The organism is Ottowia pentelensis, assembly GCF_964341695.1.
The window spans coordinates 3,330,975-3,354,759 of record NZ_OZ224513.1 but is presented as its reverse complement, the minus strand read 5'-3'; the positions used below and the strand labels follow the sequence as shown (position 1 = coordinate 3,354,759).

22 protein-coding genes and 1 pseudogene are annotated in these 23,785 nt (G+C 65.2%); 4 read left to right on the top strand and 19 right to left on the bottom strand.

Annotated features, from left to right (window positions below; genetic code table 11):
* Window positions 1-7 precede the first annotated feature (7 nt).
* Both ACWHMB_RS16205 and ACWHMB_RS16200 read left to right on the top strand, forming a co-directional pair.
* Window positions 8-589, top strand: coding sequence for a DUF1415 domain-containing protein (locus ACWHMB_RS16205; RefSeq protein WP_377484955.1), 582 nt, complete (start codon window positions 8-10; stop codon window positions 587-589).
* Window positions 586-1,506 carry a class I SAM-dependent methyltransferase gene (locus ACWHMB_RS16200; RefSeq protein WP_377484953.1) on the top strand — a complete coding sequence of 307 codons (921 nt, stop codon included), beginning with the start codon at window positions 586-588 and terminating at the stop codon, window positions 1,504-1,506. The genes ACWHMB_RS16205 and ACWHMB_RS16200 overlap by 4 nt, the downstream gene beginning before the upstream one ends.
* Before the next feature lie 13 nt (window positions 1,507-1,519).
* Here ACWHMB_RS16200 and ACWHMB_RS16195 read toward each other — a convergent pair whose 3' ends face one another.
* From ACWHMB_RS16195 to hemA, 14 genes and pseudogenes are all read right to left on the bottom strand, one after another.
* Complete coding sequence (locus tag ACWHMB_RS16195; RefSeq protein WP_293226378.1) at window positions 1,520-1,873, bottom strand: BON domain-containing protein; 354 nt, start codon at window positions 1,871-1,873, stop codon at window positions 1,520-1,522.
* Window positions 1,874-1,937: 64 nt separating this feature from the next.
* Window positions 1,938-2,327, bottom strand: coding sequence for a BON domain-containing protein (locus ACWHMB_RS16190; protein WP_377484951.1), 390 nt, complete (start codon window positions 2,325-2,327; stop codon window positions 1,938-1,940).
* 34 nt (window positions 2,328-2,361) lie between these two features.
* Window positions 2,362-3,264, bottom strand: coding sequence for a peptide chain release factor N(5)-glutamine methyltransferase (prmC, locus tag ACWHMB_RS16185; RefSeq protein ID WP_377484949.1), 903 nt, complete (start codon window positions 3,262-3,264; stop codon window positions 2,362-2,364).
* Window positions 3,261-4,343 carry a peptide chain release factor 1 gene (gene prfA, locus ACWHMB_RS16180; protein ID WP_377484947.1) on the bottom strand — a complete coding sequence of 361 codons (1,083 nt, stop codon included), beginning with the start codon at window positions 4,341-4,343 and terminating at the stop codon, window positions 3,261-3,263. Before prfA ends, prmC begins: the two co-directional genes overlap by 4 nt.
* Window positions 4,344-4,411: 68 nt before the next feature.
* The gene (locus tag ACWHMB_RS16175) at window positions 4,412-4,987 is read right to left on the bottom strand and encodes a GspH/FimT family pseudopilin (protein ID WP_377484945.1); all 576 of its coding nucleotides are present in this window, start codon (window positions 4,985-4,987) and stop codon (window positions 4,412-4,414) included.
* Complete coding sequence (locus ACWHMB_RS16170; protein ID WP_293224640.1) at window positions 4,984-5,448, bottom strand: type IV pilin protein; 465 nt, start codon at window positions 5,446-5,448, stop codon at window positions 4,984-4,986. The genes ACWHMB_RS16175 and ACWHMB_RS16170 overlap by 4 nt, the downstream gene beginning before the upstream one ends.
* The gene (locus tag ACWHMB_RS16165) at window positions 5,445-9,881 is read right to left on the bottom strand and encodes a pilus assembly protein (protein WP_377484943.1); all 4,437 of its coding nucleotides are present in this window, start codon (window positions 9,879-9,881) and stop codon (window positions 5,445-5,447) included. The genes ACWHMB_RS16170 and ACWHMB_RS16165 overlap by 4 nt, the downstream gene beginning before the upstream one ends.
* Before the next feature lie 22 nt (window positions 9,882-9,903).
* A complete protein-coding gene (locus ACWHMB_RS16160; RefSeq protein WP_377484941.1) occupies window positions 9,904-10,575 on the bottom strand; it encodes a pilus assembly PilX family protein in 672 nt (223 codons plus the stop codon).
* 21 nt (window positions 10,576-10,596) lie between these two features.
* Window positions 10,597-11,643 (bottom strand): PilW family protein, encoded by a 1,047-nt coding sequence (locus ACWHMB_RS16155; protein ID WP_293224634.1) that lies wholly within the window; start codon window positions 11,641-11,643, stop codon window positions 10,597-10,599.
* Window positions 11,640-12,257 carry a type IV pilus modification protein PilV gene (gene pilV / locus ACWHMB_RS16150; protein ID WP_293224632.1) on the bottom strand — a complete coding sequence of 206 codons (618 nt, stop codon included), beginning with the start codon at window positions 12,255-12,257 and terminating at the stop codon, window positions 11,640-11,642. Before pilV ends, ACWHMB_RS16155 begins: the two co-directional genes overlap by 4 nt.
* A gap of 156 nt (window positions 12,258-12,413) precedes the next feature.
* Window positions 12,414-12,803, bottom strand: a pseudogene (locus ACWHMB_RS16145) (glutamyl-tRNA reductase); the annotation flags it as partial.
* A gap of 29 nt (window positions 12,804-12,832) precedes the next feature.
* Complete coding sequence (locus ACWHMB_RS16140) at window positions 12,833-13,765, bottom strand: nucleotidyl transferase AbiEii/AbiGii toxin family protein (protein ID WP_377484939.1); 933 nt, start codon at window positions 13,763-13,765, stop codon at window positions 12,833-12,835.
* Window positions 13,766-13,768: 3 nt separating this feature from the next.
* Complete coding sequence (locus ACWHMB_RS16135; protein ID WP_377484937.1) at window positions 13,769-14,182, bottom strand: S-adenosylhomocysteine hydrolase; 414 nt, start codon at window positions 14,180-14,182, stop codon at window positions 13,769-13,771.
* Window positions 14,183-14,312: 130 nt separating this feature from the next.
* Window positions 14,313-15,578 carry a glutamyl-tRNA reductase gene (gene hemA / locus ACWHMB_RS16130; protein WP_377484935.1) on the bottom strand — a complete coding sequence of 422 codons (1,266 nt, stop codon included), beginning with the start codon at window positions 15,576-15,578 and terminating at the stop codon, window positions 14,313-14,315.
* Window positions 15,579-15,649: 71 nt separating this feature from the next.
* Here hemA and ACWHMB_RS16125 point away from each other — a divergent pair, with 71 nt between their 5' ends.
* Window positions 15,650-15,922, top strand: coding sequence for a hypothetical protein (locus tag ACWHMB_RS16125; RefSeq protein WP_377484933.1), 273 nt, complete (start codon window positions 15,650-15,652; stop codon window positions 15,920-15,922).
* Between the two features lie 12 nt (window positions 15,923-15,934).
* Here the strand turns inward: ACWHMB_RS16125 and ugpQ are convergent, their stop codons facing one another.
* From ugpQ to ACWHMB_RS16110, 3 genes are all read right to left on the bottom strand, one after another.
* A complete protein-coding gene (gene ugpQ / locus ACWHMB_RS16120) occupies window positions 15,935-16,684 on the bottom strand; it encodes a glycerophosphodiester phosphodiesterase (protein WP_377484931.1) in 750 nt (249 codons plus the stop codon).
* A gap of 284 nt (window positions 16,685-16,968) precedes the next feature.
* Complete coding sequence (locus ACWHMB_RS16115) at window positions 16,969-18,993, bottom strand: 4-oxalomesaconate tautomerase (protein WP_377484929.1); 2,025 nt, start codon at window positions 18,991-18,993, stop codon at window positions 16,969-16,971.
* Window positions 18,994-18,995: 2 nt separating this feature from the next.
* Entirely contained in the window at window positions 18,996-19,967 is a 972-nt protein-coding gene (locus ACWHMB_RS16110; protein WP_377484927.1) for a Bug family tripartite tricarboxylate transporter substrate binding protein, read from the bottom strand.
* Window positions 19,968-20,127: 160 nt separating this feature from the next.
* On the opposite strand from ACWHMB_RS16110, the gene ACWHMB_RS16105 reads away from it, so the two are divergent.
* Window positions 20,128-21,081, top strand: a complete 954-nt coding sequence (locus tag ACWHMB_RS16105; RefSeq protein ID WP_377484925.1) for a LysR family transcriptional regulator — start codon at window positions 20,128-20,130, stop codon at window positions 21,079-21,081.
* Here the strand turns inward: ACWHMB_RS16105 and dctA are convergent.
* Together dctA and ACWHMB_RS16095 are read right to left on the bottom strand one after the other, a co-directional pair.
* Window positions 21,075-22,406, bottom strand: a complete 1,332-nt coding sequence (gene dctA / locus ACWHMB_RS16100; RefSeq protein WP_377484923.1) for a C4-dicarboxylate transporter DctA — start codon at window positions 22,404-22,406, stop codon at window positions 21,075-21,077. The genes ACWHMB_RS16105 and dctA overlap by 7 nt on opposite strands.
* Before the next feature lie 25 nt (window positions 22,407-22,431).
* Window positions 22,432-23,778 carry a class-II fumarase/aspartase family protein gene (locus ACWHMB_RS16095; RefSeq protein ID WP_377484921.1) on the bottom strand — a complete coding sequence of 449 codons (1,347 nt, stop codon included), beginning with the start codon at window positions 23,776-23,778 and terminating at the stop codon, window positions 22,432-22,434.
* Window positions 23,779-23,785 lie beyond the last annotated feature (7 nt).

Below are 23,785 nucleotides of genomic sequence, written 5' to 3'. Positions count from 1 at the left end.
TTCGGGCATGCCACTCATTGCCCTCGACACCGCCATTGCCGACACCCGCCGCTGGCTGGAGCGCGCCGTCATCGGCCTGAACCTGTGCCCTTTCGCCAAGGCGCCGCACGTCAAGGGGCAGGTTCATTACGCCGTGTGCAGCGGCGGCGGGCGCGCCGAGCTGCTGGCCGCCCTGCGTGCCGAGCTGCTGGCGCTGGCCGCAGCCGACCCCGAGCAGCGCGAAACCACGCTGCTGATCGTGCCCGACCAGCTGGGCGACTTCCTGGACTTCAACGACATGCTGGACGACGCCGAGGCGCTGCTGGACGAGCTGGGCCTGGCGGGCGTGCTGCAGATCGCGCCCTTTCACCCGCGCTTTCAGTTTGCCGGCACCGACCCCGACGACATCACCAACGCCACCAACCGCTCGCCCTGGCCCACGCTGCACCTGCTGCGCGAGGCCAGCGTGGACCGCGCGGTGGAGGCCTTTCCCGAGGCCGAGGCGATCTACGAAACCAACATGGCCACGCTGGAAAAGCTGGGGCCGCGCGGCTGGGCGGCGCTGGGCGTGGGCCCGTCGGCCCGCGCGGATGACGAGCCGACGCGATGAATCCGAGTGCTACTAAAAACAGAGCTGACCGCGCACGATCTGCGGGCGCCAGAAGCCAAAAACATCCTGAAATCGCGGTGCAGGCCGAGCTGCGCCCCGGCCAGTCGGTCGAGCTGCTGAAAGAGCTGCACATCCTCACGCGCGAGGGCCGGCTCAATCAGGACTCGCGGCGCAAGCTCAAACAGGTCGAGCACCTGGTGCAGTTCATCGAAAAGCTGCTGAACGAGCTGCAGCCGCAGGGCGCCGAGCTGACGCTGGCCGACCACGGGGCGGGCAAGTCCTATCTCGGCTTCATCCTGTACGACCTGTGGTTCAAAAGCCATGGCAGCGGCAGCATCTACGGCATCGAGACGCGCGCCGAGCTGGTCGAGCGCTCGCGCGTGCTGGCGCAGCGACTGGGCTTCGAGCGCATGCGCTTTCTGAACATCGCCGCCGCCGACGCGGCAAGCGAGGCCGCGCTGCCCGAGCGCTTCGACGTCGTGACCGCGCTGCACGCCTGCGACACCGCCACCGACGACGCCATCGCCTTCGGCCTGGCCAAGCAGGCGCAGGCCATGGTGCTGGTGCCCTGCTGCCAGGCCGAGCTGGCCGCCTGCCTGCGCCACAACAAGGCTTTTGCCCTGTCGCGCACGCCGCTGGCCGAGCTGTGGCGCCACCCGCTGCACACGCGCGAGCTGGGCAGCCAGCTCACCAACGTGCTGCGCTGCCTGTACCTGGAGTCGCAGGGCTACAGCGTGACGGTGACCGAGCTGGTCGGCTGGGAGCACAGCCTGAAAAACGAGCTGATCATCGCCCGCCACACCGGCCACAAGAAGCGCAACGCCGCCGAGCGCCTGCACGCGCTGCTGGCGCAGTTCGGCCTGCAGGAGCTGGCGGCCACGCGCTATGCGCGCGCGGCGCTGCCGGCAGAGGCCTGATCGGCTCCGACGGTCAATTCATCGTCATGTTGTTGAAGACGGCCCGCACGCCCGGCACGCTCTGCGCCAGGCGCATGGCCAGCTCGCGCCCCAGCAGGCCGTTGGCGGGCGTGCCGCTGATCTCGACCTTGCCGTCGCCCAGGGCCTTCACCTGCAAGCCCTCGGCGCCCACGCGCGGGTCGGAGCGCAGCGCGGCGCGCACGCGGTCGGTGAGGTCCTGGTTCTGCATTTGCTTTTGGGCGTCGCGGGTGTACAAGGAGCCTCCGGGAGCGTTGTAGGCGCCGCCGGCGCAACCGGCGACGACGCTGAGGGTGGCCAGGGCGCTGCCGGCGGCCAGGCCGCGCAGCCATGGGTTGGATCGGGTCATGCAAACCTCCTGAGATGAATGGGCCGAAGCACGGCGCCCATCATCCCAGAAAATATTCCGGCGCTCAGGGCGCGCGCATGCGGTCGACCACCTGGCTGACGCCGGGCACGCGGCGCGCCGTGTCGAGGGCGCGCTGGCGGTCGCCCGTGCTGCGCACCGGCCCGCCCAGCACGATCAGGCCGCCTTCCAGGCCTTCCGCCGTCAGCCCCTGGCCCGCCAGCTGCGGGTCGGCGGCCAGCGCCTGCTGCACGCGCTCGGCCACGCGCAGCGCGCCGGCGGTGGAGCCGGAGGCGCCGTCCACCACCTGGCCCGCATGTCTCAGGTCGGGCAGGGTCACCGGCAGGTTCTGCGGCGTGGCGCCCCAGGGCGTGCCGCCGCTGCAGGCGGCCAGCAGGGCGCAGGCGGCAAGGGCCGCCGATGCGGCGGCGAGGCGGAGTGAGGCAGGGTGTGGCATGGGGCGCATTGTCCAACCAATCGGCGGGCCGCTGTCAAGCCGCGCGCTGGCCGCCCGAGCAGCGCTCGATGCCGGCCAGATCGCGCCGCGACTGCACGGGGCCCAGGCCGGCGTGCTGCAGCAGGGCGCGCACGGCGCCGGCCTGGTCGTGGCCGTGCTCCAGCAGCAGCCAGCCGCCGGGCGCCAGGTGCGCGGGGGCGGCGGCGCAAATCGCGCGCAGGTCGCGCAGGCCGTCGGGGCCGCTGGCCAGGGCCTGGCGCGGCTCGTGCGCCAGCGCGGCCAGATGCGGGTCGCCGTCGGCGATGTAGGGCGGGTTGCCGACGATGAGGTCGAAGCATTGGCCGGCCACCGGCGCCAGCCAATCACCCAGGCGCCAGGTCACGGCCAGGCCCAGCTGCTGGCCGTTGGCCTGCGCCACGGCCAGGGCGTCGGCGCTGGCATCCACCGCCCACACCTCGGCCTGCGGGCGTGCGGCGGCCAGCGCCAGCGCGATGGCGCCGCTGCCGGTGCCCAGGTCCAGCACGCGCGCGGGGCGGTCGGTCGGCAGCAGCTCCAGCGCCCAGTCGACCAGTGTCTCGGTGTCGTCGCGCGGGTCGAGCACGCGCGCGTCCACCTGCAGCGTCAGGCCGTGAAAGGCCTTGGTGCCCGTCAGGTAGGCCACCGGCTCTCCGCGCTGGCGGCGCGCGCACAGGGCGTCGAAGCGCGCGGCCGCACCGGGCGCCAGCGCATCGTCGTCGTGCGCGATCAGCCAGGCGCGCTCGTGCGTGGTGCGGCCCAGCGCGTGCAGCAGCAGCATCTGCGTTTCCGGGCGCGGCAGACCCTGGCGCTGCGCGGCGGCCAGGGCCTGGGCCAGCGTTGCCCCGCCGGCCTTGCTCCCTCGCCCCTCTGGGGAGAGGGCTGGGGTGAGGGGCGAGCGGCGCATCTCGGCGCCACTCACGCCTGCCCCTCCAGCTCCGCCATCTGCTCCGCCTGGTGCGCGGCCTGCAGCGCGTCGACGATATCCTGCAAATCGCCCTCCATCACCAGCGCCAGCTTGTACAGCGTGAGGTTGATGCGGTGGTCGGTCACGCGCCCCTGCGGAAAGTTGTAGGTGCGGATGCGGTCGCTGCGGTCGCCGCTGCCGATCAGGCCCTTGCGCGTGGCGGCCTCCCTGGCGGCGCGCTCGCTGCGCTCCTTGTCCTGCAGGCGCGCCTGCAGCACGCGCAGCGCCTGCGCCTTGTTGGCGTGCTGGCTGCGCCCGTCCTGGCACTCGGCCACCAGGCCGGTGGGCAGGTGCACCACGCGCACGGCCGAATCGGTCTTGTTGATGTGCTGGCCGCCCGCGCCGCTGGCGCGAAAGGTGTCGATGCGCAAGTCCGCCGGGTTGAGCGTGATGGCCTGCGCCTCGTCCGGCTCGGGCATCACCGCCACCGTGGCCGCGCTGGTGTGGATGCGGCCCTGCGTCTCGGTCACCGGCACGCGCTGCACGCGGTGGCCGCCCGACTCGAAGCGCAGCAGTCCGTACACCCCCTCGCCGGCCATGCGCAGCACCACTTCCTTGTAGCCGCCCAGCTCGGCCGGCGACTCGCTCATCACCTCCACCCGCCAGCCGCGCCCCTGCGCGTAGCGCGTGTACATGCGCGCCAGGTCGCCCGCGAACAGCGCCGACTCGTCGCCGCCCGTGCCGGCGCGGATTTCAAGAAACGCGTTGCGCGCGTCGTCCGGGTCCTTGGGCAGCAGCATGCGCTGCAGCTCGGCGTCCAGCTCGGCCAGCTCGGCCTGGGCGGCGGCGATCTCCTCGCGCGCGAGATCGGCCATGTCGGCGTCGGCCAGCATGTCCTGCGCCGCGCCCAAGTCACGCTCGCGCTGCTGATAGCGCGCCCAGCGGCCGGCAACCGCGGCCACCTCCGTGTGCTCGCGCGACAAGGCCATGAATTGGCTCATGTCGGCCATGACGTCGGGCTGGGCCAACAAAAAATCCAATTCGGCAAGACGTTCGGAAACGCCAGCAAGCCTGTGACGCAAAAAGTGATGCATGCAAGCCGCTATTGTCGCTTGTCCGGTCGACCCAATGGGTCGACGAAGCGGGGCCGCGCAACGACGGCCTACTGCGTCGCAGAAGCCGTGCAGTCGGTGGCCTGATCCGGGCGGCAACTGCGTGTGCGGCCCGTGGCAGCCACGATGATGCGTCGGGTTTGGGCGTTGGTTTGGCCACTGGCCACGTCGTTTCGAACCATGCTCAGCGCCAAGGCGCCAAAGCCGCCGGACTTCGTTTTGGCGTAGCCAGAGCCGTCGTACAGGATGTAAGGCGAGCCTCCGGCTGCCGTGCCGTTGCCCGAGATCGTGATGAAACTGGGTGGCGCTGGCTGCTCCAGAACGATCTCATCCTTGCTCGAGTCGTAGTCGGTGCTCAGGTCCTTGTCGACAAAAACGATCCAGCCCGTGTTCCAGTCGGCGCCATCCTTTGGGATCACCATGGCAAAGGCACCACGCTTCAGCGCCTCGCCTCGTGCAGCATTGATTGAAGCCAGCAGGGTGTTGGTGCTCGACGTAAGCGCCGAGTTGCGCTGGAACTCGACAAAACTGGGGACGGCGACCATCGCCAACACGGCAAGCACCGCGATGGCGGTCATCAGCTCGATGAGCGTGAATCCGAGATGGAGACGGTGTGGCTTTTTCATGGCCAGCATACCTTCGGGTCGCTGTCTTTGGCGGTGCCCGTGCAACTTTTGACGCCGTTGCTGGTCAAGCTCAGGTCACCGGCGCGTGCGTCGGTGCTGGTTGGCGCGGCCACCAGCTCAATGCAGATGTTGGCCGTCGACGATGCACAGGCTTGGGCCTTGATTTTGTAGGTCGGCGATGTGCTGCTGCCCACCGTCGTCTTGAACGGCACCGTTCCATCTCCTGACGCGAACTCCTTGTAGGTGTTGTGCTGCGTCATGTAGCGCTCCTGCTGTTGCATCAATTCGGTCAGGGCGGAGCGAGCTTCTCCGCGCCGCCCTTTCAGGACCGAATCCTGATACGACGGATAGGCGATGGCGGCAAGGATGGCAACGATGGCCACGACGATCATCAGTTCGATGAGCGTGAAGCCGTGTTCGCGCCAAGGAACGGGATTGGGTGTGGACTGGGCGGGCGTCATTTTTTGTACAGCTCAAGATAATTGTTGATCTGACGCCAGCTCAGGCGGCCAACCGGGAAGGTTTCACGAGCTGCCTCCGTGGCGTTCAGGCCTTGGGAGCCCTGCTGTCCCAAGACGACGGGCCGCGTGCGCAAACGCCGCCCCGTGCTGTCCGCTTTGGTTTCTGTAGTACCTGCATCGTTGAACATGATCAGCGGTTGACCCAACACGCCCACCGTCGACGCCTTCTTGAAGCCGGTGCCGGCCAGCATGTCGACGTAATAGCTGTTGCCCGTGCCGCCCGCCACGCTGCAAACCCCGGGCGTCGTGGCCGAATCGGGGATCAGACTGCTGAAGGCAACCTTGGTGGTCATCGGCACGTACGCAGAGTCGTAGACCACACGTTCGCCACTGGCCGGCAAGTCGTAGTACCAGCCTGAGCGCTGTGTGGCGTCGCTGTCGCTGGTGGCACGGCCCCAATTGAAAGCGCTGGCGGGCGTGAGCGCTCCGCTGGCGTCGGAGGTCACTTGGCGCAGCCGACCGCGCCCGGCAATGCCGACGGTGCCCGAAGTGCCACCCGACGCACTGCCGCTGCCGTTGTCGTAAACCACGTAGAACGTGTTGGGCTGGGTCGAGGTCGCATCGGAATTTTCGAAGTACTTTCCGGTGCCGAATCCGACAAAGTGCTGATCGGGGTCTGCACCCTGCAGAATGCTGGGCGCTGCCGTGATGGGTTGAATTTTTCCAGCCGCATCCTTGGCGATATACATGGGGTAGGCCACCAAGGAGCCCGCCGAGCCGGTTGAAAAGCGCGACAGCTGGCCCGACGTCCACCCAGTGGCGTCGAACTTGGTGAAGTCCAGCGCCCACAGGCGACCATGAAGATCGCCCGCGTAGACGTATTGCGTCACGCCAGAGCCGTTCATGTAAGCCTCGAGATTGATGATGCCGGTGGGGTTGGTGATGGCCAGCGTGGCATCAAACGGCAATGAAATCTTGTAATAGTTCGGTGAGCTACCCGTACTTGTCCACGCGTCTCCAGTGGGCTTGTCCAGCGCCAGCAGGAAAATCGTGGGCGCTCCTGTGCGGCTGAAGTTGTCGTCGCTCGCGTCTTGTTGCGTGTAGTTGTTGACTCCGGCGGGCACCATGGCGAACCAGCGGTCCGTCGGTGTGCCCGTGCCCCCACTTCCGTCGTCGGTGCGCAGTTTGACAATGCGGGGTTTGCCAAGCACATAACCCATGTCCTTGTCGTTCGCTTGCGTGAACTCCCACATCACCTTGTCTGCAGCAAAAGTGGATGGGTCCGACACATCAAGTGCGAACACGCCGCGTCCTCCGCCGCCAGTGCCGGACACCAGAACCGTTTTCCAGGCTGGGGTCGAAGACGTGCTCGTTTGCGCATCTCCAATCACGGGTGTGGCATCCACATAGGCCTGATGCAGATACCCGGGGTCGGTCAGTGCGCTCAGTTTGGGGCCGAGCCAACTTGGAATATAGGCAAACAGCTCGTTGCCACTGGAGGCATCGAAGGCGTGCAGCATGCCGTCGTTGGCGCCCACATACAGGGCTGCTTGGCGATCCTTGTTGGTGGTGACGAAGGTGGCATAGCCGGAACCCAGGTTTTGCACCGCGCTGGGTGCGCCTACGTACTGAATGCCCGAGTTGACCACATCGCCCAGCGACCGATAGCGGCGGCGAAATGGGGCACCTTCCTTGCTCTTGTTGCCACGCAAGTAGTCAAGGCGATCTTGCCAAAGCCCGTCATCGGCCGCGCTGGGACTGTATCGATTCAGATCAGCTTTCAAGGCCGCGTCGATTCCCGCTGCCGTGAAGGGCGTGGCGGTAGGAGATGGGTTGGCGCCGCGGATGCCAACGATGATGTTGCGTGGTGGAGTCCCCGCCATCAGTCGGTTGGACAATTCCTGCTCTGCCGACCACGCGGCGCCGCTTGCCATGTCGATGCTGACGTTGTCACTGGCGACCTTCACGTTGAAGGCTTGCACGTCACCGGTCCAATTGCCGGTGTCAAACGATGCCTGGTAGAAGTGGGATCCACCCTGCGTCAGATTGCTGCCCGACGCGGCGGCGCCAGCGATGCTGCGCTGGGCCGAGGCTGCCTGGGTGAAAATTTTCTCGAATGCGGCCAGCACCCCGCGCGCGTTGCTTTGCAGGAAATAGGTCTGCGGCTCCAGTGGCCTGGCCGGGTCTTGCCAGACGTTGTTGTTGGCAACGCCGCTCTTGTCGTAGAAGGGGTTGCCCTGGGTGTTGTAAGGGATGCTGGTGTCCTTGTCCGGCTGCGTGTTGAAGCCGCCGTATTTGCCGGCCGTGTAGTACTGGTTGTTCGTGCGCCGCGTGTTGTCGTTGCTTTGTTCGGCGTATTCATTGACGTCGAAGAAGAACGACTTGACGCGCAGGCCGGGGCGTTGCTTGTCCGGCGCAGCGGTCCAGTCGCTGCCCCGGATGTCGTGCGTATGAGCCCAGTACGACAGGCCGTAGACCTGGGCGCCCCGCGTGTTGGGGCTGCTGTTGGCGGTGTTGGGGTTGCTGGTGGTGCGCGAGACACCCTGGCCGTCCAGATATGTCTTTGTCGTTGCCTTTTCGAAGGCCTGCACCACCGAAATCCAACCCTCGATGTCGGGCACGTTGTTGGCCAGGTCGGTGGTGGCCATGCGATTGTGCGACTTGTTCGACGTGTATCGAGAGTCCCAGGTGTTCACGTCGCCGATAAGGGCGATGTTGCTCTTGAGGCAGGCGTAGTCGCTGGTGCTGTTGCGCCCGCCGGCGTAGGGGTCGAGATTGGTCCAGTCCTTGAAGATCGGGTAGCCATCGTAGAACGCCTTCTGCGTGACGTTGGTCAAATCAAGGTTGGCCACGGCGTCCGGGCTGGGGGGCAGGCCTTGCAAATAGCGCAGTGTCTCGTAGTAAAGCTCGCCCGATGGGTCATACCGCTTGTAGCGCCCCGGCGTGGGCCCGGTGCGGCCAAACTGGTTCAGGTAGTTGACGACGCCGCTCACGCCAAAGGTGGTGTCGTTGTCCGGGTTCTGGGCGAATACACCGGTGATCGGGTCCCATTCCATGTTGGGGTTGCCGACCCCGGGGGTGTTTTCGACGCCCGTGCTGTCGTAGGTGCGCGGCCCGACAAACTTCATGGGCGCCCGCAACACACCGCCATAACGGCCATTTGTTTTGGAGCCGTCGTCCCAGCTCAAGGTCTGTTCCAGGGCATAGCCGAACGCCGCCAGGCGCAGTTGATCGCTGTACTTCTGCACGGTGCCCGTGGGCTTGTAGTTGCCGTTCGGATAGCGGGTGCACAGCCGGTAGTCGCGGTCGTCGAGCAGGCTGCCGCCGCTGTCTCGGCCGCAGACTTCAGCGCGCGCGTAAAAGAAGCCGTCGGTGTTCAGGGGGGTTCCGTTGTTGGGCGTCCAAGTGCCGCTGTAGGATTCCAGATAGCATGCTTTGGCGGTTCCAGAAATTGGGTCGCCGAACACCGCATTGGTGCAGCTGAATGGGCCGATCACGGGCGCCCGCTTCCATTTGTTGTTGGCGCCATACCAGACCCGCTGGATTCCAGAGGTCGTGCAGCTTCCGCCTTCATCCGCGCACTTTGTGGCGCCACTGGGCAAGGAGCTGGTCTTGTCGGCAATGGTGCCCATGCCGATGCCGGCATTGAGCACGTAGCTGCTGGGGTTGTTGCAGGAACCGTCCTTGTTGGTGCCGAAGTAAATTTTGTTCAGCGTGTTGGCTACCCAGATATTGCTGGCGTTCTGGGCGTTGGCCGCAGCGACCATGGCTTGGGGCACGGCGCCCGAAAAACTGCCGTCGCTACCCTTGGCGAGTTGCTTGGCCGGGAAGTTGGATGAGTTCCACATGCAGATGGGATCGCCATTGGGCAAGACCGCGCGTTGCAAAATGGTCAGGCCGGTTTCATCGATGACGCGGTCGCCGCCTGAGAGGGCCATGCGCAGCATGTCGATGGCCGAATTGCTGACCCAGTTGAGGAAGTTGCCGCTGAAGCCGTCGCCGCAGCGCCGCGCGGTGGCCGGGCCGTTGATCTGGAAACGCTTGTAGTCGGGCTTGGTTTTGCCGCTGGCAGGGGTTTCGCCGGGATTGTCGATGTAGCGATAGCACATCTCGGCGTTGTAGTAACCGATGTATTCGGTGGCGGGGCTGTAGGAGGCGTCGGTGGTCGCGCTGGGCTGGTCGACATACTGCGCGCCCACGGTGGGGAATTCGACCGACAGCGCCAGCGCCAGCGCCGGCTTGTCGCCCTGGGTGGCGGAATACAGCGGCACCGACGCAATATTGGCCTTGCGAATGTTGGGGGGTGCGTCGGCACCCACGCCGGACAGGGACCACAGGAGCCCGGACAGGACCACGGCAACGGGCGCCAGCAACCAGGAGCGCCACAGGGGACGGTGTCGGATGGTGTGCAACATTTCGATGGTCTTTCGCATCAGGAAGGAGTGGCCGCGCGGGTCAGTTTCTGTAGATGGTCTGCAGGGCAGCCTGGATGTCGCTGCGTGGGCCGAAACCCATGGCAGTCACGCGGTAGAGTCGGTCCGTGCTTGCGCGTGTACCGGCAGCGCCTGCCGATCGATACGTGCTGCCAACGACCGACCCACCGCCGGTACCCGACGTCGTGACGTCTTCGATGATGTAGCGTGGTGCCAGGGCTGCCTGGATGCCGGTGCCCGCAGCCTGCCCGGCATTGGCAAACGAGCGACCCGTGAAGGTGCCGAACGCCACGGTGGGCGCGGTGAGATTGCTGGTGTCCAAGAAGTTCACCAGCAGCCAACTTGGCTTGGCTTGCCCGAAAGTCACCGGGCTACAGAAGCCCCGCCAATTCGCAGACGTTGAACAACCGGAATCGGGCACCACGGGGTTGGCTGCAATCAGAGCGGTGCGACTTGTTGAAGCAGAGTTGGGTCCCGAGAGATCGATCTCCGCGTCCACCAGCGCAGCCTCTGCACCCTGCCAAGCCAGTTGCATGTCTCGATCATTGCGCGCGCCGCGCTCACCCATCATGCTGATCTGCATGCTGGCGACACCCAACATGGAGATGATGACGAGCAGCATCAGCACCACGACCAGTGAGAGGCCGTGTTGATGCGACGGTGCCGTATTGCGGTTATGTCTCTGAAACGGCATGGCGTTGAGGTGTCGAAAAAATCAAGAGGGAAGAACGACGTCGCAGCCGGTGCCGGAACTGGCGGGCTGGTAGCCTTGGTTTTGGCAGTTGCGTAGGTTGACGGTGAAGGTGACAACCTGACGCAGACGTCCATCGGTAGCGGTGAATTTGCTCCCTGGGTCGCCGCTGGTCTGGAAGTTCGTGCCCAGCGGATAGAGAGTTTGCGCTTCAGAAGACTGCGCCGATCCCGCTGGTCCCCGCAGCACGAGGCCGATGCGCAGGCTGCGCACGCGGCGCCAGTTGGTTTGTGTGGCGGCATCGTTGCCGGCTACCGTCAATTGATTGGCGCGCAGGAACTGGTTGGGCACGCTGGTGGTAGCCCCCGTGGGGACGGCATTGGCCGTGACGTTGTCGACCCCGTACAGAACCTGAAAGCTCTCGACCCCCTTGATCAAGGGCGTAGGCGTTGACGGCGTGCCGCTGGCTCCGTCGATCTTGATGCACATCAGGGCGGGTTCGTTGCCGCTGCTGGTGTTCACGTACAGCACGCTGATCGACCGATCCGCCCGGTTGGCGGCAGGCATGTTGGGAGATGCACCATCGCAGGTGATCATGCTGCCGTCGGTCGTCGTGTCGGTGACCTTGACTGGGTCGTAACGCAGGATCAGCGCGTCACTGCCATAGCCCAGTGAGCCGGCGGTACGCACCGTGGCCGTGTTGACGGGATCGGTCGCGCTGGGGATGGCGTTGTCGAAGCCAGAGACAGCGGCCACCAAGGTGCTGGGGTCCAGGCCATTCAGGCCCTTGTAAGTGCCGATGCTTCCGCCGTAAGGGCGGCGCACGAAATCCAGATCTTCGAAACCGGTTTGCACCACCAGCCGCTGGATCAGATCGCTTGCGAAGCGGGCATCGTCGCGCAATTGCGAAGCTGCATCAACCGTACTGGCGCCACGCCGAGTGGCCGTGAGCGATGCCACTGCCGCGAGAACAATGAGCAAACCGATGGCCATGGCCACCAGCAACTCGACCAGCGTGAAGCCGCGAACCGTGCGTCGACGCGTTATGTGACGAAAGATGGTCGTATTCACGACTGGCCTCCGGGTGTTAACGGCAGAACCACCAGCGGGCGAGCGTCGGAGTCGCTGGCTCCCTGAATGCTGTTGTCGGTCTTCTCGCGTGTCCAGCCCAACTTGATGACCGACACCGGCTGCCCAGTACCTGTGGATGCCGTGCAATTCCACTGGGGTAGGCCATTGGCGTCGTATGGTGCGGCGTCGTTGCAGGTCACGACTCTGGCTCCAGGAAGCGCGCTTTCGACGCGCTGGAGCCAATCGGTCATTTGGGCATTGGCCACGTCGGTGGTGCTGGTGCAGGTGCTGCCCACGTTCAGGCAACTTGACGTCGTGGCCGGCGCCAATCCGGTACCTGAAAAATTGCCGAAATAGGGGTTGTTGGAAGTCTTGCCGGCCACCTGGGCATTGGCGCGCATCATTTCGGCCAGTTCGCGCGCCAAGGTCACGCCCACGGACTGCTGGCGAGCATCACGCCCGTATTTGAGCGCCGACGCCTGCAGTCCGGCGACGCCCAACAAGCCAAACGAGAGCACCACGATGGAAACCAGCACTTCCACCATGGAAAAACCGGTCGAATGGTGCCGGTCGTTTGAACTAGAGCGAGCGGGAGGTAGCGCAACGTGAGGCATGCAACCAATGGTAGGTTTGCACGGCGGCGCTGCAAGGGCGCTTGTCAGGCGATGGCTACCGCTTGTCGGGTGACGGCGTCACCCACCGCCAAAATTCACGGGAATGCGCAGAAACTGGGTCCAGCGGAAGCTCAGCGCGCCGTTTTGGGTTGCGGCCTACTTGTGAGTGCCCCTCAAAAACAGCCGCTCGATGGCCTGCGCCGCGTCGTCGCGCGCATCGGGCGCGGCGGCGTGCAGCTCGGCCATGGCGCCATGCAGCATCTTTTGCGTCAACCCGCGCGACAGGGCCTCCAGCACGGCCTCGACGTCTTCGCCCTTGGCCAGGCGCTTGCGGGCGCGGGCCAGCTCCAGCGCGCGCCATTCGTCGGCCTGGGCGTTCAGCTGGCGGATCAGGGGCACCACGCCGCGGGCGGGGTCGCGCTGGTCCAGCCAGTGCATGAAGCTTTGCACGCCGGCGTCGATGATGACTTCGGCCTGCGCGACGGCGGCCTGGCGGCTGGCCTGGCCGGTTTGCACCACCTGGGCCAGGTCGTCGACGGTGTACAAGCTTGGGAAGGCTGCGCCATGGCAGGCGTTCAAGCGACCGGCCATGCCTCGTTCACCAGCGATGCAATGACCTCAACCGCAGCATCAAAATCATGGCGCGCTCCGTACACCATGTCGGACACAAACTGTGCGTAGCGCTCCCGCATAACGGGTTCATGCCGGAGTGCCGCGCAGGCGTGGCGTGTCTCGCGGGCAATGTCATGGATGTAAGTCGGGTACTGGTTGGCAAATTCCTCGGCATCGGTTTGTGCAATGGAGCGTGCAAGCTCGGCGACTGTCGCCCGGTCGATGGCTGTGTGAATGGCATATAGGTCATAGATGTGCCGCACCAGATGGGGGTCGGGCGCGCGGGCCAGGCCGCGCAGTTCCATGGCGGTGCGCCGCGTCAGGGACACCAGTTTTTCGGCGGCGGTTTCGCTGACGCTGACGCACGGCATGGCCGCCACCTCCGGCGCGCGTCCAAATGCTTCGGTCACAAAGGAGGATACGGGCAGCGGCACGGCAGGCAGGCGCAGCCGCGCATGGGTCAGCTCGACCTGAATGGTGGGGCGCAACGTGGACGCCACGGCACCATCCGGGGCGTAGTGCAGGTTGTAGAGCGTGTATTGGTTTTCATCGCGCGAACGCATGTCCTCCGGTCCGATGTGGAAGCCTTCAGCTTGCAACGCCGCCAGCACACGGGCACGCAAGTCGCCGAGCAGGCTGCGCCGCTTGCTGCGGTTGAGCGGCGCGGAGTCAGGATGCACGATCTTGAAATCCACATCCTCGGACATACGGGCCACCAGCCGGTGCGCGCGCGCCAGACAGGTTCCGCCTGCGAAAACCAGTTGAAAGGGTGCGGCATCCATGGCGCTGATCACGCGCAGCGCGCGCAGAACGTGCCAGTCTTTTTCGACGGGCGCAGGGGCCAGGAAGCCAAAATGTTCTTGCGCCGCCCGTATGTCTTCAGGGTCGTGTGACATGCGCTACCGTTCGATCACGAGGGGTTTGCCGTCATAACTCAGCCGCCGGGAAAAGCGCCCCTTGACCTTCAGTTTCGGGTTCATGGGAATTTGGGTGGAGCGGCCCTCGTTGTAGGCGCGCTCCGCTGCGCTGGGCTCCCACGGTACGCCAAGCTTGGTCAAGGCGATGCGTACCGCCCCGGTGAATCCTCCCGGATTCGCCAGCATGGGCTTGCCGGAAAGCCGGGAAGGTGTTGCACGGCCATAGATGCCATAGCCGAGCCGGATCAGCCCCCCGTCCGCGACCTCCTTGCTCAACGCTCGCAGGACTTGGCGCTCGCCACCCAAGTCAGCAAATTCGCGCGTCAGAAACACGTCGTCGCTGCGTTCAGCGATGCGTTGCTCGATCTTGGCTTGCAGCGAATCACGGCGGGGCATGAACTTGTCCTCTCCCCCTCAGGGTACACAAAAACCTGACACTTATCAAGCAAAAACCTGACATTTGAAGCCGTCAACCGGCCATCTTGCTGGGTCATCGCGCCACGCGGCGGCGCTGGGCGTCGGGCGGTCAGGACCGCAGGAACAGGCGGGAAACAGCTTGCGCGGTCAGTGCCTGGCTTTCCGGCGAGCTGGCGTTCAATTCCGCCATGGCGCCATGCAGCATCTTTTGCGTCAGCCCGCGCGACAGGGCTTGCAGCACGGCCTCGACGTCTTCGCCCTTGGCCAGGCGCTTGCGGGCGCGGGCCAACTCCAGCGCGCGCCATTCGTCGGCCTGGGCGTTCAGCTGGCGGATGAGGGGCACCACGCCGCGGGCGGGGTCGCGCTGGTCCAGCCAGTGCATGAAGCTTTGCACGCCGGCGTCGATGATGACTTCGGCCTGGGCGACGGCGGCCTGGCGGCTGGCCTGGCCGGTTTGCACCACCTGGGCCAGGTCGTCGACGGTGTAGAGGTAGACGTCGGGCAACTGCTTGACTTCGGGCTCGATGTCGCGCGGCACGGCCAGGTCGACCATGAACATGGGGCGGTGGCGGCGCTTTTTCAGGGTGCGCTCGACGGCGCCCAGGCCGAGGATGGGCAACTGGCTGGCGGTGCAGCTGACGACGATGTCGAACTCGTGCAGGCGCTCGGGCAGGTCGGCCAGACGCATCACCTGGGCGCCAAAGCGGCTGGCCAGCTTTTCGCCGCGCTCCAGCGTGCGGTTGGCGATGGCGATGGCCTGCGGCTGGCGGGCGGCAAAGTGGGTGGCGGCCAGCTCGATCATTTCGCCGGCGCCGATGAACAGCACGCGCGTGCGGCCGAGGTCTTCAAACAAATTGCCGGCCAGGCGCACGGCGGCGGCGGCCATGCTGATGGAGTGGGCGCCGATTTCGGTCGAGCTGCGCACCTGCTTGGCGACGGCAAAGCTGCGCTGAAACAGCTGGCTGAGCGTGCTGCCCAGGGCGCCGGCGTCGTTGGCGGCGCGCACCGCGTCTTTCAGCTGGCCCAGGATTTGCGGCTCGCCCAGCACCATGCTGTCGAGCCCGCTGGCGACGCGAAAGGCGTGGCGCGCCGTCTGGTCGCCCTGCAGGGTGTAGGTGTGCTGGCGCAGCGCGTCGACCGGCACCTGGCCGGCCTGCGCCAGCCAGCCCAGGGTGTGGTCCACCTGCACCTGCTCGCTGGCGCAATACACCTCGGTGCGGTTGCAGGTGGACAGGATGGCGGCCTCGGGGTGGCGCAGGTGCTGCTCGCGCAGGCCCTTGAGCGCGGGCGCGATGGTGTCGAGCGCAAACGCAAAACGACCGCGCAGATCGAGCGGCGCGGTGTTGTGATTCAGTCCCAATGCCCAGACGGCCATGGCGTCGATTATAAAATTTGACGCGGGTTCAGGTGCGGCAGCCTCGCCACGGCTTGACTCATATCAAAACCATGGATTGGCTCGATTTGTTGTGGCATGTGGCCGGCTTTGTCGCCCCGGCGCTGGTGTTGGCCCCGGCCATGGTGCTGGCCAGCCGGTTTTTGGGGAAAAAAAAGGCTGCATCGCTTGCCTGGCCTGCGCAAGCAGCTATCAATTTCATTGTTTGTGTGGCCGTCTTGGCGGCCGGCGTGGTCTTGAGCGGGCACGACGGGCGCATGCTCACCTACGCCGCGCTGGTGCTGGCCAGCGCCGCCTGCCAGGCCTGGCTGACGCGCCGGCGCTGAGCGTTTGCACGGTCAGCGCGCGGCCGGGCTGAACAGGTCCACCCGGTCGGTCACCACGCCGTCGGTGCCCAGATCGATCAGGCGCTGGGCGGCCCATTCGTCGTTGACGGTGTAGCTCAGGGCGCGCAGGCCGGCGGCCTTGGCCTGGGCGACGGTGGCGGCGTCCCACAGCGCGTGGTTGCAGACGATGGCCACGCAGCCCAGTTGGCGCGCGCGCTCCAGCCAGCCGTCCCACAGCGTGTCCAGCAGCAGGCCGCGTGGCAGATGGGGTGCGGCCTGTTGCGCGCCGGCCAATGATTCGGGCTTGAACGAGGTCAGCAGCGGCGGCACGGCGGCGCCCTGCCACAGGCGCGCGGCGAGGGTGGCGACGGCCTGGCCGGTGGCGCCTTCCAGGTTCGGGGTGGGCTTGATCTCGATGTCCAGGCCGTATAGGTTGCGCAGGCAAAAGCGGGCGATGCGCTCCAGCGTGGGCAGCGGCTCGCCGGCGTAGGCGCGCGAATGCCAGCTGCCGGCGTCCAGCTGGGCCAGCGCGCCCCAGGCCTGGTTGCCGGCGATGCCCTGGCCGTTGGTGGTGCGGTCCAGCGTGTCGTCGTGCAGCAGAAACAGTACGCCGTCGGCCGACAGTTTGGCGTCGCACTCGAACATGCGATAGCCCTGCGCGGCGCCGCGGCGAAAGGCGGCCAGCGTGTTCTCGGGCGCCAGCTTGCCGGCGCCGCGGTGGGCGATCCAGAAGGGGTAGGGCCAGGGGGCGGGGGTGGTCATGGCGCGTGGCTTCAGAAGGTGTGAATGAATCCTGAGTGCCCGAAAGGGCTTTATATTCCGTTTTCTGAGGCTCCCCCTTGCAGTCGCACGGTCATCAAGCCGGCTGCAGCCGCCTTGCCTGACTCATCCACACACGACACATCATGACCATCCGCGAAATCCTCAAAATGGGCGACCCGCGCCTGCTGCGGCTGGTTTCGACCACCGAGCAGACCTTGGCCACGTGCGTAAGACTCAGACATGATGCTGCCCGCGCCCAGCGCATTTCCTATAGAGGCGACGCGTCAATCAAGCGCGAGTTGGGGCGACTCTTTCGGCGCGATCTCGGCCTGAGCCACGACTTGGCGCCAACGGGCCAGATCTCTCTGCATCCTTTGCGCAAGCGCATCGGCGGTTCCCGGTTCGGCCCGCGCACCATGGCTCTCGAAGCGTTCGACGACCTCCGGGTCGCCCAGTACCTCGTTGAGCGCCCGATTGAGGCGATCAATGGCTGAGATGGGCGTACCGGCCGGCGCGAACAGCCCATACCATTGCACGACATCCACCCCCGTGATCCCCAGTTCTGCGAGGGTCGGCACCCCAGGAAGGGCCTCCAGGCGCTTCGGTCCTGCAACCGCCAACGCGCGCAGTTGTCCCGCACGGATGAAAGGGTATGCCGTGAACAGGCTGGGAAACATGACCTGCGACCGACCATCGACAGTGTCCGCAATAGCTGGTCCGGCCCCCTCAAATGTCAAGCTCGCCATCGACGTCTTGCTGCTGAGCTGAAACAGCTCGGCGGCGAAGTGCGGCGGCGTCCCATCACCGGCGGATGCGTAGCTGAAGCAGCGAGGCGACTCTTTCAGCCGAGCGATGAGCGTGTGCAGGTCTGGCGCGCCCTTGTCCGGATGGGAAACCATCAGGGTCGACGACGAACCGACAAGCCCGACCGGAGCGAAGTCCTCAACCGGGTCGTACCTCACCTTCTGCAAGGCCGGGTTCATCGCGTGCGTACCGACATAGCCGAACATCAAGGTGTGGCCGTCCGGCGCGGAGCCCGCCACGTACTCGCTTGCGATGGCGCCGTTCGCCCCGGCCCGGTTGTCGACCACTACTTCCTGACCGAGCAGCGGGCCCAACTTGGCGGCAATGATGCGGGCCATCGTGTCGTTGCCACCACCGGCCCGTGTCGGGACGATGATGGTCAGGGCTCTGCGCGGGAAGTCTGACGACTCGGCGTCTCGTGCTTCTGGACGTGAGAATACGTAGTCGGGCAGATGCAGTTCCCCCTGCATGATCTTTCGCGCCGTACGAACGAGGGCAGCGCGCTCGACTGTTGCGGCGTCTGCGCTGCCCTTCAACTCAACTTCGACATCGATTTGTCCGGCAGGATGCAGCACGACCAGCTTGTGCCGTCCCGGATCGCGGGCCACGCCACTCGCTACCGTTCCGGGCAAGGCAAAGGCGCTTGCGACGCCGATGGCTCCTGTCACGGCATGCGATGCATGGCATTTGCGCGGGGTGAAGTAGCGCGAGGTGATGCTGTCATTCGACTCACCCATGCTCACCAGCACTGGCTTTGGAATGACGCTGTTGGACACGTCGCCGAGACCCATCCTGCGGCCGGCCTCCAGGCGAAGGCTTTCCAGCCGCTCGAGGAGCGCGGTGTTCGCATCGAGCGCAACTGGTTTCTCGCGCCCCGTGACACCGAGATCGCCAGCGCGCACGATCATCAGCGGCATGGCCGCATCGATGCAGGTCACCTGGATGCCGTCGATCGTGTCGATTCGCCGGCCTGTCGGGAAGACCTGCCCGGTGACCGCCCCCCAGGCATCGAGGAAGTTGAGCAGGATCGGCGCCGCCGTGCCGGCCACGCCATCGATGCGCGTGTCCCCTTCATAGGTGACGCGGCCGCCGGGCGTTTGCACCGTCACGTCGATGCGCGACCCGGTGTTGACGTTGTAAACGCGCACGCTGGTGGTGCCGTCCGCCGCAGGAATCAAACCCTGCTCGATCGCGAAAGGCGCGACCCCCGAGAGCATGTTGCCGCAGTTGGGCCGCGTGTCGACCGAGCGATGGCCCACGCCGACCTGTGCGAAGAGATAGTCGATGTCGCACCCCGGCTGCGCCGAGCGCGACACGATGGCGACCTTGCTGTTGAGCGTGCTGCCACCGCCCACGCCATCGAGTTGCAGAGGATCGGAGGCACCGATGGCCCCGATCAGCGCCTGGTCGCGCGCCTCGTCGCCTTCGGGCAACCATTCGCGGAGGAAGAACGGGCCGCGGGAGGTGCCGGCGCGCATCAGCACGCAGGGAATGCTTTGACTCATAGTCAATCCGCCGTGATCTTTGCGGCCTGCACGACTTTCTTCCACTTGACCTGCTCGTCCGCGACGTAGGTGCGCATCTGGTCGGTGGTCATGGTCGAGACTTCAGCGCCGTGGTCTTCCAGGCGCTTGATGACGCTTTTGTCGGCCAGCACTTCGTTCAGCACCTTGTTGAGTTGCTCGACCACGGCCTTGGGCGTCTTCGCCGGCGCGAAGATGCCGTACCACTGCGACACGTCGACGTCGTTGATGCCCTGCTCTTTCAGCGTGGGCACGTCGGGCATCAACGCCGAGCGTTTGCTGCCGGCAATGCCGAGCGCCTTGAGCTTGCCTGCCTTCACGTAGGGCATGGCCGTGAAGAGGCTGGGAAACATCACCTGCGTCTGGCCGCCAAGGGTGTCCGTGATGGCCGGCGCGGAGCCCTTGTACGGCACGTTCAGCATGCTGGTGCCGGTCGACAGCTTGAACATCTCGGCTGCGAAATGCGGCGCAGTGCCGGTGCCGGCCGAGGCGTAGCTGGTCTTGTCGGGGGCAGCCTTGAGCAGCGCCACCATCTCCTTCGCGTTACTCGCCTTGACGCCGGGATTGACCACCATCACCGTGGCCGACGATCCGATCATTCCGACGGGCTCGAAATCCTTCACGGGGTCGTAGCGTAGCTTTTGCAGCGACGGGTTCATGGCATGCGTGGCAACGTAGCCGAGCATCAGCGTGTAGCCGTCGGGCGCAGCGCGCATGACGTATTCGCTGGCAATCGCACCATTGGCGCCGGCCTTGTTGGCGACGATGACCGGCTGCTTGAGGATGGTCGACATGGACTGTGCGACAACACGCGCCATCGCGTCGTTGGCGCCGCCCGCCGCGGTGGGCACCACGAGCGTGATCGACTTTTCAGGAAAGGCGGCTGCCGCACTTCCGCAAGCCAAGGACGCCGCCAGCGCAACGGCGGCAACGAGGCGAATCTTCTGGATCTTCAATTTGTCTACTCCGGTGGATTGTCGAGAACTGGATACCTGGGAGGCTCTTGGTTGGCCTTGGTCGAATGTTCCGCTCCTGGAAGAATTCTGTGAATTGCATGTTTAGAATCGATTGATGCACACTGTGGATCAGTGACACTGCCTCAGGAGCCCATGCACCATGGCCATCAACTTCAATCTCAACGATCTGCAGGCGTTCCGGGCGGTGGCCGAACTCAACAGCTTCCGCAAGGCAGCCGAGGCGCTGCATGTATCGCAGCCGGCCTTCAGCCGACGCATCGAAAAGCTCGAGGAAGCGCTCGGCGTGCGACTGCTCGACCGCACCACCCGGCGTGTGAGCCTGACCTCGGTAGGACGCGACTTCGATCGCAAGGTGCAGCAACTCCTGGACGACCTCGACCACACGCTATTGGGCATCCGTGGTGTAGCGGCCACGCGCATGGGCGAGGTGACGATCGCCTGCGTGCCTTCGACCGTCTACTACTTCCTGTCGCAGGTGATCTCGCGCTACCACGAGCGCTACCCGAAGATCCGGGTGAAGGTCTTCGACGCCAGCGCCAACGAAGTGCTCTCGGCCGTGTCGCGCGGTGAGGCCGACTTCGGGCTCAACTTCGTCGGCGGCAAGGAGCCGGACATAGAATTCAAGCCTTTGTTGGAGGAACGTTTCGTCGCGGCTTGCAGGCGCGACCACCCGCTCGCGAAGAAGCGCCGCGTGAGCTGGACCGACCTGGGGCAGTACGACTACATCTCGGTCAGCAAGGCGTCGGGCAACCGGCTGCTGCTGGATCAGGCGCTTTCAGGCCTGCCTGGCCGTCCGCAGAGCATCTACGAGACCCAGCACGTCACGACGATGCTTGGGCTGGTGGAGGCTAGCCTCGGCGTGGCTGCGGTGCCTTCTATCGCCATGCCGGACGCGGACCATCCACTGCTTGTGAGCGTTCCGCTTTACGACCCGGTGATCACTCGCAAGATCGGGCTGATCCGGCGCAAGGGCCGCTCGCTGTCACCGGCCGCGCAACAACTCTATGGATTCTTCCTGGAGATGAAAGCAAAACGCGGCAAGCCGGCCAAAGCCCGTGTCGCCGCGCCCATTTCCGCTGCTGTGGATCAGTGAGCCGTGCCGGCGGCGCCGATCGCCACGGGCTGCCCATCGCCAACCTCCAGTTCGTGCTCTGTATTGGCGTAGTTCACGCTGAGCTCACGTTGCAGCACGTCCCGATCGCAGGCGTTTTCCCACATCGAAACCACGATGCAGGCCACACAGTTGCTGATGGTGCTGGTCAGCGCACGCGCTTCCGACATGAAACGGTCGATGCCGAGGATCAGTGCCACCCCGGCCACCGGCAGATCGGGCATGACCGTGAGCGTGGCCACCAGCGCGACGAAACCACTGCCTGTCACCCCCGCTGCGCCCTTGGATGTGAGCAACATGATGCCCAGCATCGAGCCGATCTGAAGCCACGACAGATGGATGTCGCAGGCCTGGGCGATGAACATCGACGCCAGCGTGAGGTAGATGGCCGTGCCGTCGAGGTTGAACGAGTAGCCGGTCGGCAGGACCAGCCCGACGATGCCCTTCTTGCAGCCCAGGCGCTCGAGCTTTTGCAGCAGGCGCGGCAGCACGGGCTCGCTCGACGAAGTGCCGAGCACCACCAGCAACTCCTCCTTGACGTAGCGCAAGAGCTGCCAAAGCTTGAAACCGTGCAGGCGCGCCAGCAGGCCGAGGACAACGACGACGAAGAATATGCAGGCCACATAGAGCGTGGCGATCAGCAAGCCAAGCGAACCGATTGATTTGATGCCGTAACGTCCGACCGTAAACGCCATGGCGCCGAACGCGCCGATCGGGGCAAGACGCATGATGATGCCGAAAACCGCGAACAGCATGTGCGAGAAGCCGTCAATGCTGGCAAGCACCAGCTTGGCGGGGGCGCCAATTCGCGTGAGAGCAAAGCCGCACAGAGCCGCCAACAGCAGCACCGGCAGGACCTCGCCTTCGGCGAAGGCCCCGAAGAACGCATTGGGAATGATGTGCATCACGAAATCGGTGAACCCATGAATGTGCACCTGGCTTGCGAACCGGGTCACGACGGAGGCGTCCAGGTTCTTCGGGTCGATATGCATGCCCACGCCGGGCTTCATCAGGAGCACGGCGACCAGGCCAATAATCAGTGACAGGATCGTCAGCGCATAAAAAAGCCCCATCGCCTTGATCAACGTCTTTCCGATCTCCTTCGAGTCGCCGAGGGAAGTGATGCCACTCACGATGGTGCAGAACACCACCGGCGCGATCATCATCTTGACCAGCTTGACGAAGCCGTCGCCGAGCGGCTTGAGCGCGGCGCCGAACTCGGGCCAGTAGTGGCCCACGGTGATGCCGAGGATCAGGCCGATCAGGACCTGAATGTAGAGGAGCTTCAAGAGCTTCTTGATTTTCATGCTGTTGTCTCCGGCCTGAAGGGGGTCAGCCGCGTGCGGCCAGCACGCGGTCGACCATCACACCCGCCTGGCCGAGGTTATTGGCCGGGTCGCACATGGCGTCGAGCTGTGCGCGGGTGACGTGCTTGTTAATCTCCGGATGCGCAACGAGGATCTCGATCAGCGGCCGGTTCTCAGTGATCGACTGGCGGCACAGGTCGTACACAAGGTCGTGCGCGTATTCGCGGCCGATATACGGGCCCAGGCCCATCATCACGGCCTCCGACATGACCAGTCCGTTGGTGATGTCGATGTTGGCGCGCATGCGGGTCGCGTCGACTTCCAGGCCCTTGAGAACGAACTTGCTCTGCTTCAGCGCGCCGGACATCAGGCAGAAGATCTCCGGCAGCGACACCCACTCGATTTCCCACGGGCCGGTGGAGCGCTCATGGTCGGCCACCATCGCGTCCATCAGCGCGGCGGCATGCTGGCGTGCCACCGACACGTTGGCATGGATGTAGAGGCACGAAATCGGGTTGCGCTTTTGCGGCATGGTCGACGACGAGCCGCGGCCCGGCGCGAAGGGCTCGAACACCTCGGCCACCTCGGTCTGCATCATCAGCTTGACATCCATCGCGATCTTGCCGAGCGAGCCTCCGACCAGCCCGAGGAAGGCTCCGACCTCCGCGATGGTGTCGCGCACCGTGTGCCACGAGATCAGTGGCTGGGCCAGTCCCAGTTCCTTCATCAGTCCGGCCTGGGTCTCCATGGCGCCCTTCTCCAGCGAGGACAAGGTGCCCGACGCACCGCCGAACTCACCCATCAGGACACGCGGCTTGAGTTGCTGCAGGCGCTCGCGGTGACGGTCGATACCGGCCAGGATGCTCGCCATCTTGTAGCCGAAGGTGATAGGCGTGGCCTGCTGCAGGTTGGAGCGGCCGATGACGGGCGTATCACGGTACTTCTTTGCCAGGGCGGCGAGCGCATCTCCGATCTCGTCGAGATCCTGCTCAACCAGCGCGAGGCCTTCGCGCATCTGCAGCACGGCGGCCGTGTCGGTGATGTCCTGCGTGGTTGCGCCCCAGTGGCAGAACTCGCCGAGCTTGTCGCGGCAGTTGGCATTGATCTGGTTGACCACCGCGATGATTGGATAGCCGATCTGCTCGGTCTTGGCCTTGAGCTTGACCCAGTCGATCTGCGACAGGTTGCAGTTGCGGACGATCTCGTCGGCCGCTTCCTTCGGGATGATGCCGAGCTCGCCCTGCACCTTGGCGAGCGCGCGTTCGATGTCGAGGTATTTGGCGGTGCGGTTCTCGTCGGACCAGACGTCGCGCATGCGCGCGTCGCTGAACATGTCGCCGAAGATGCGCGAATCGATGATGGTGGAGGCCATGATGTGT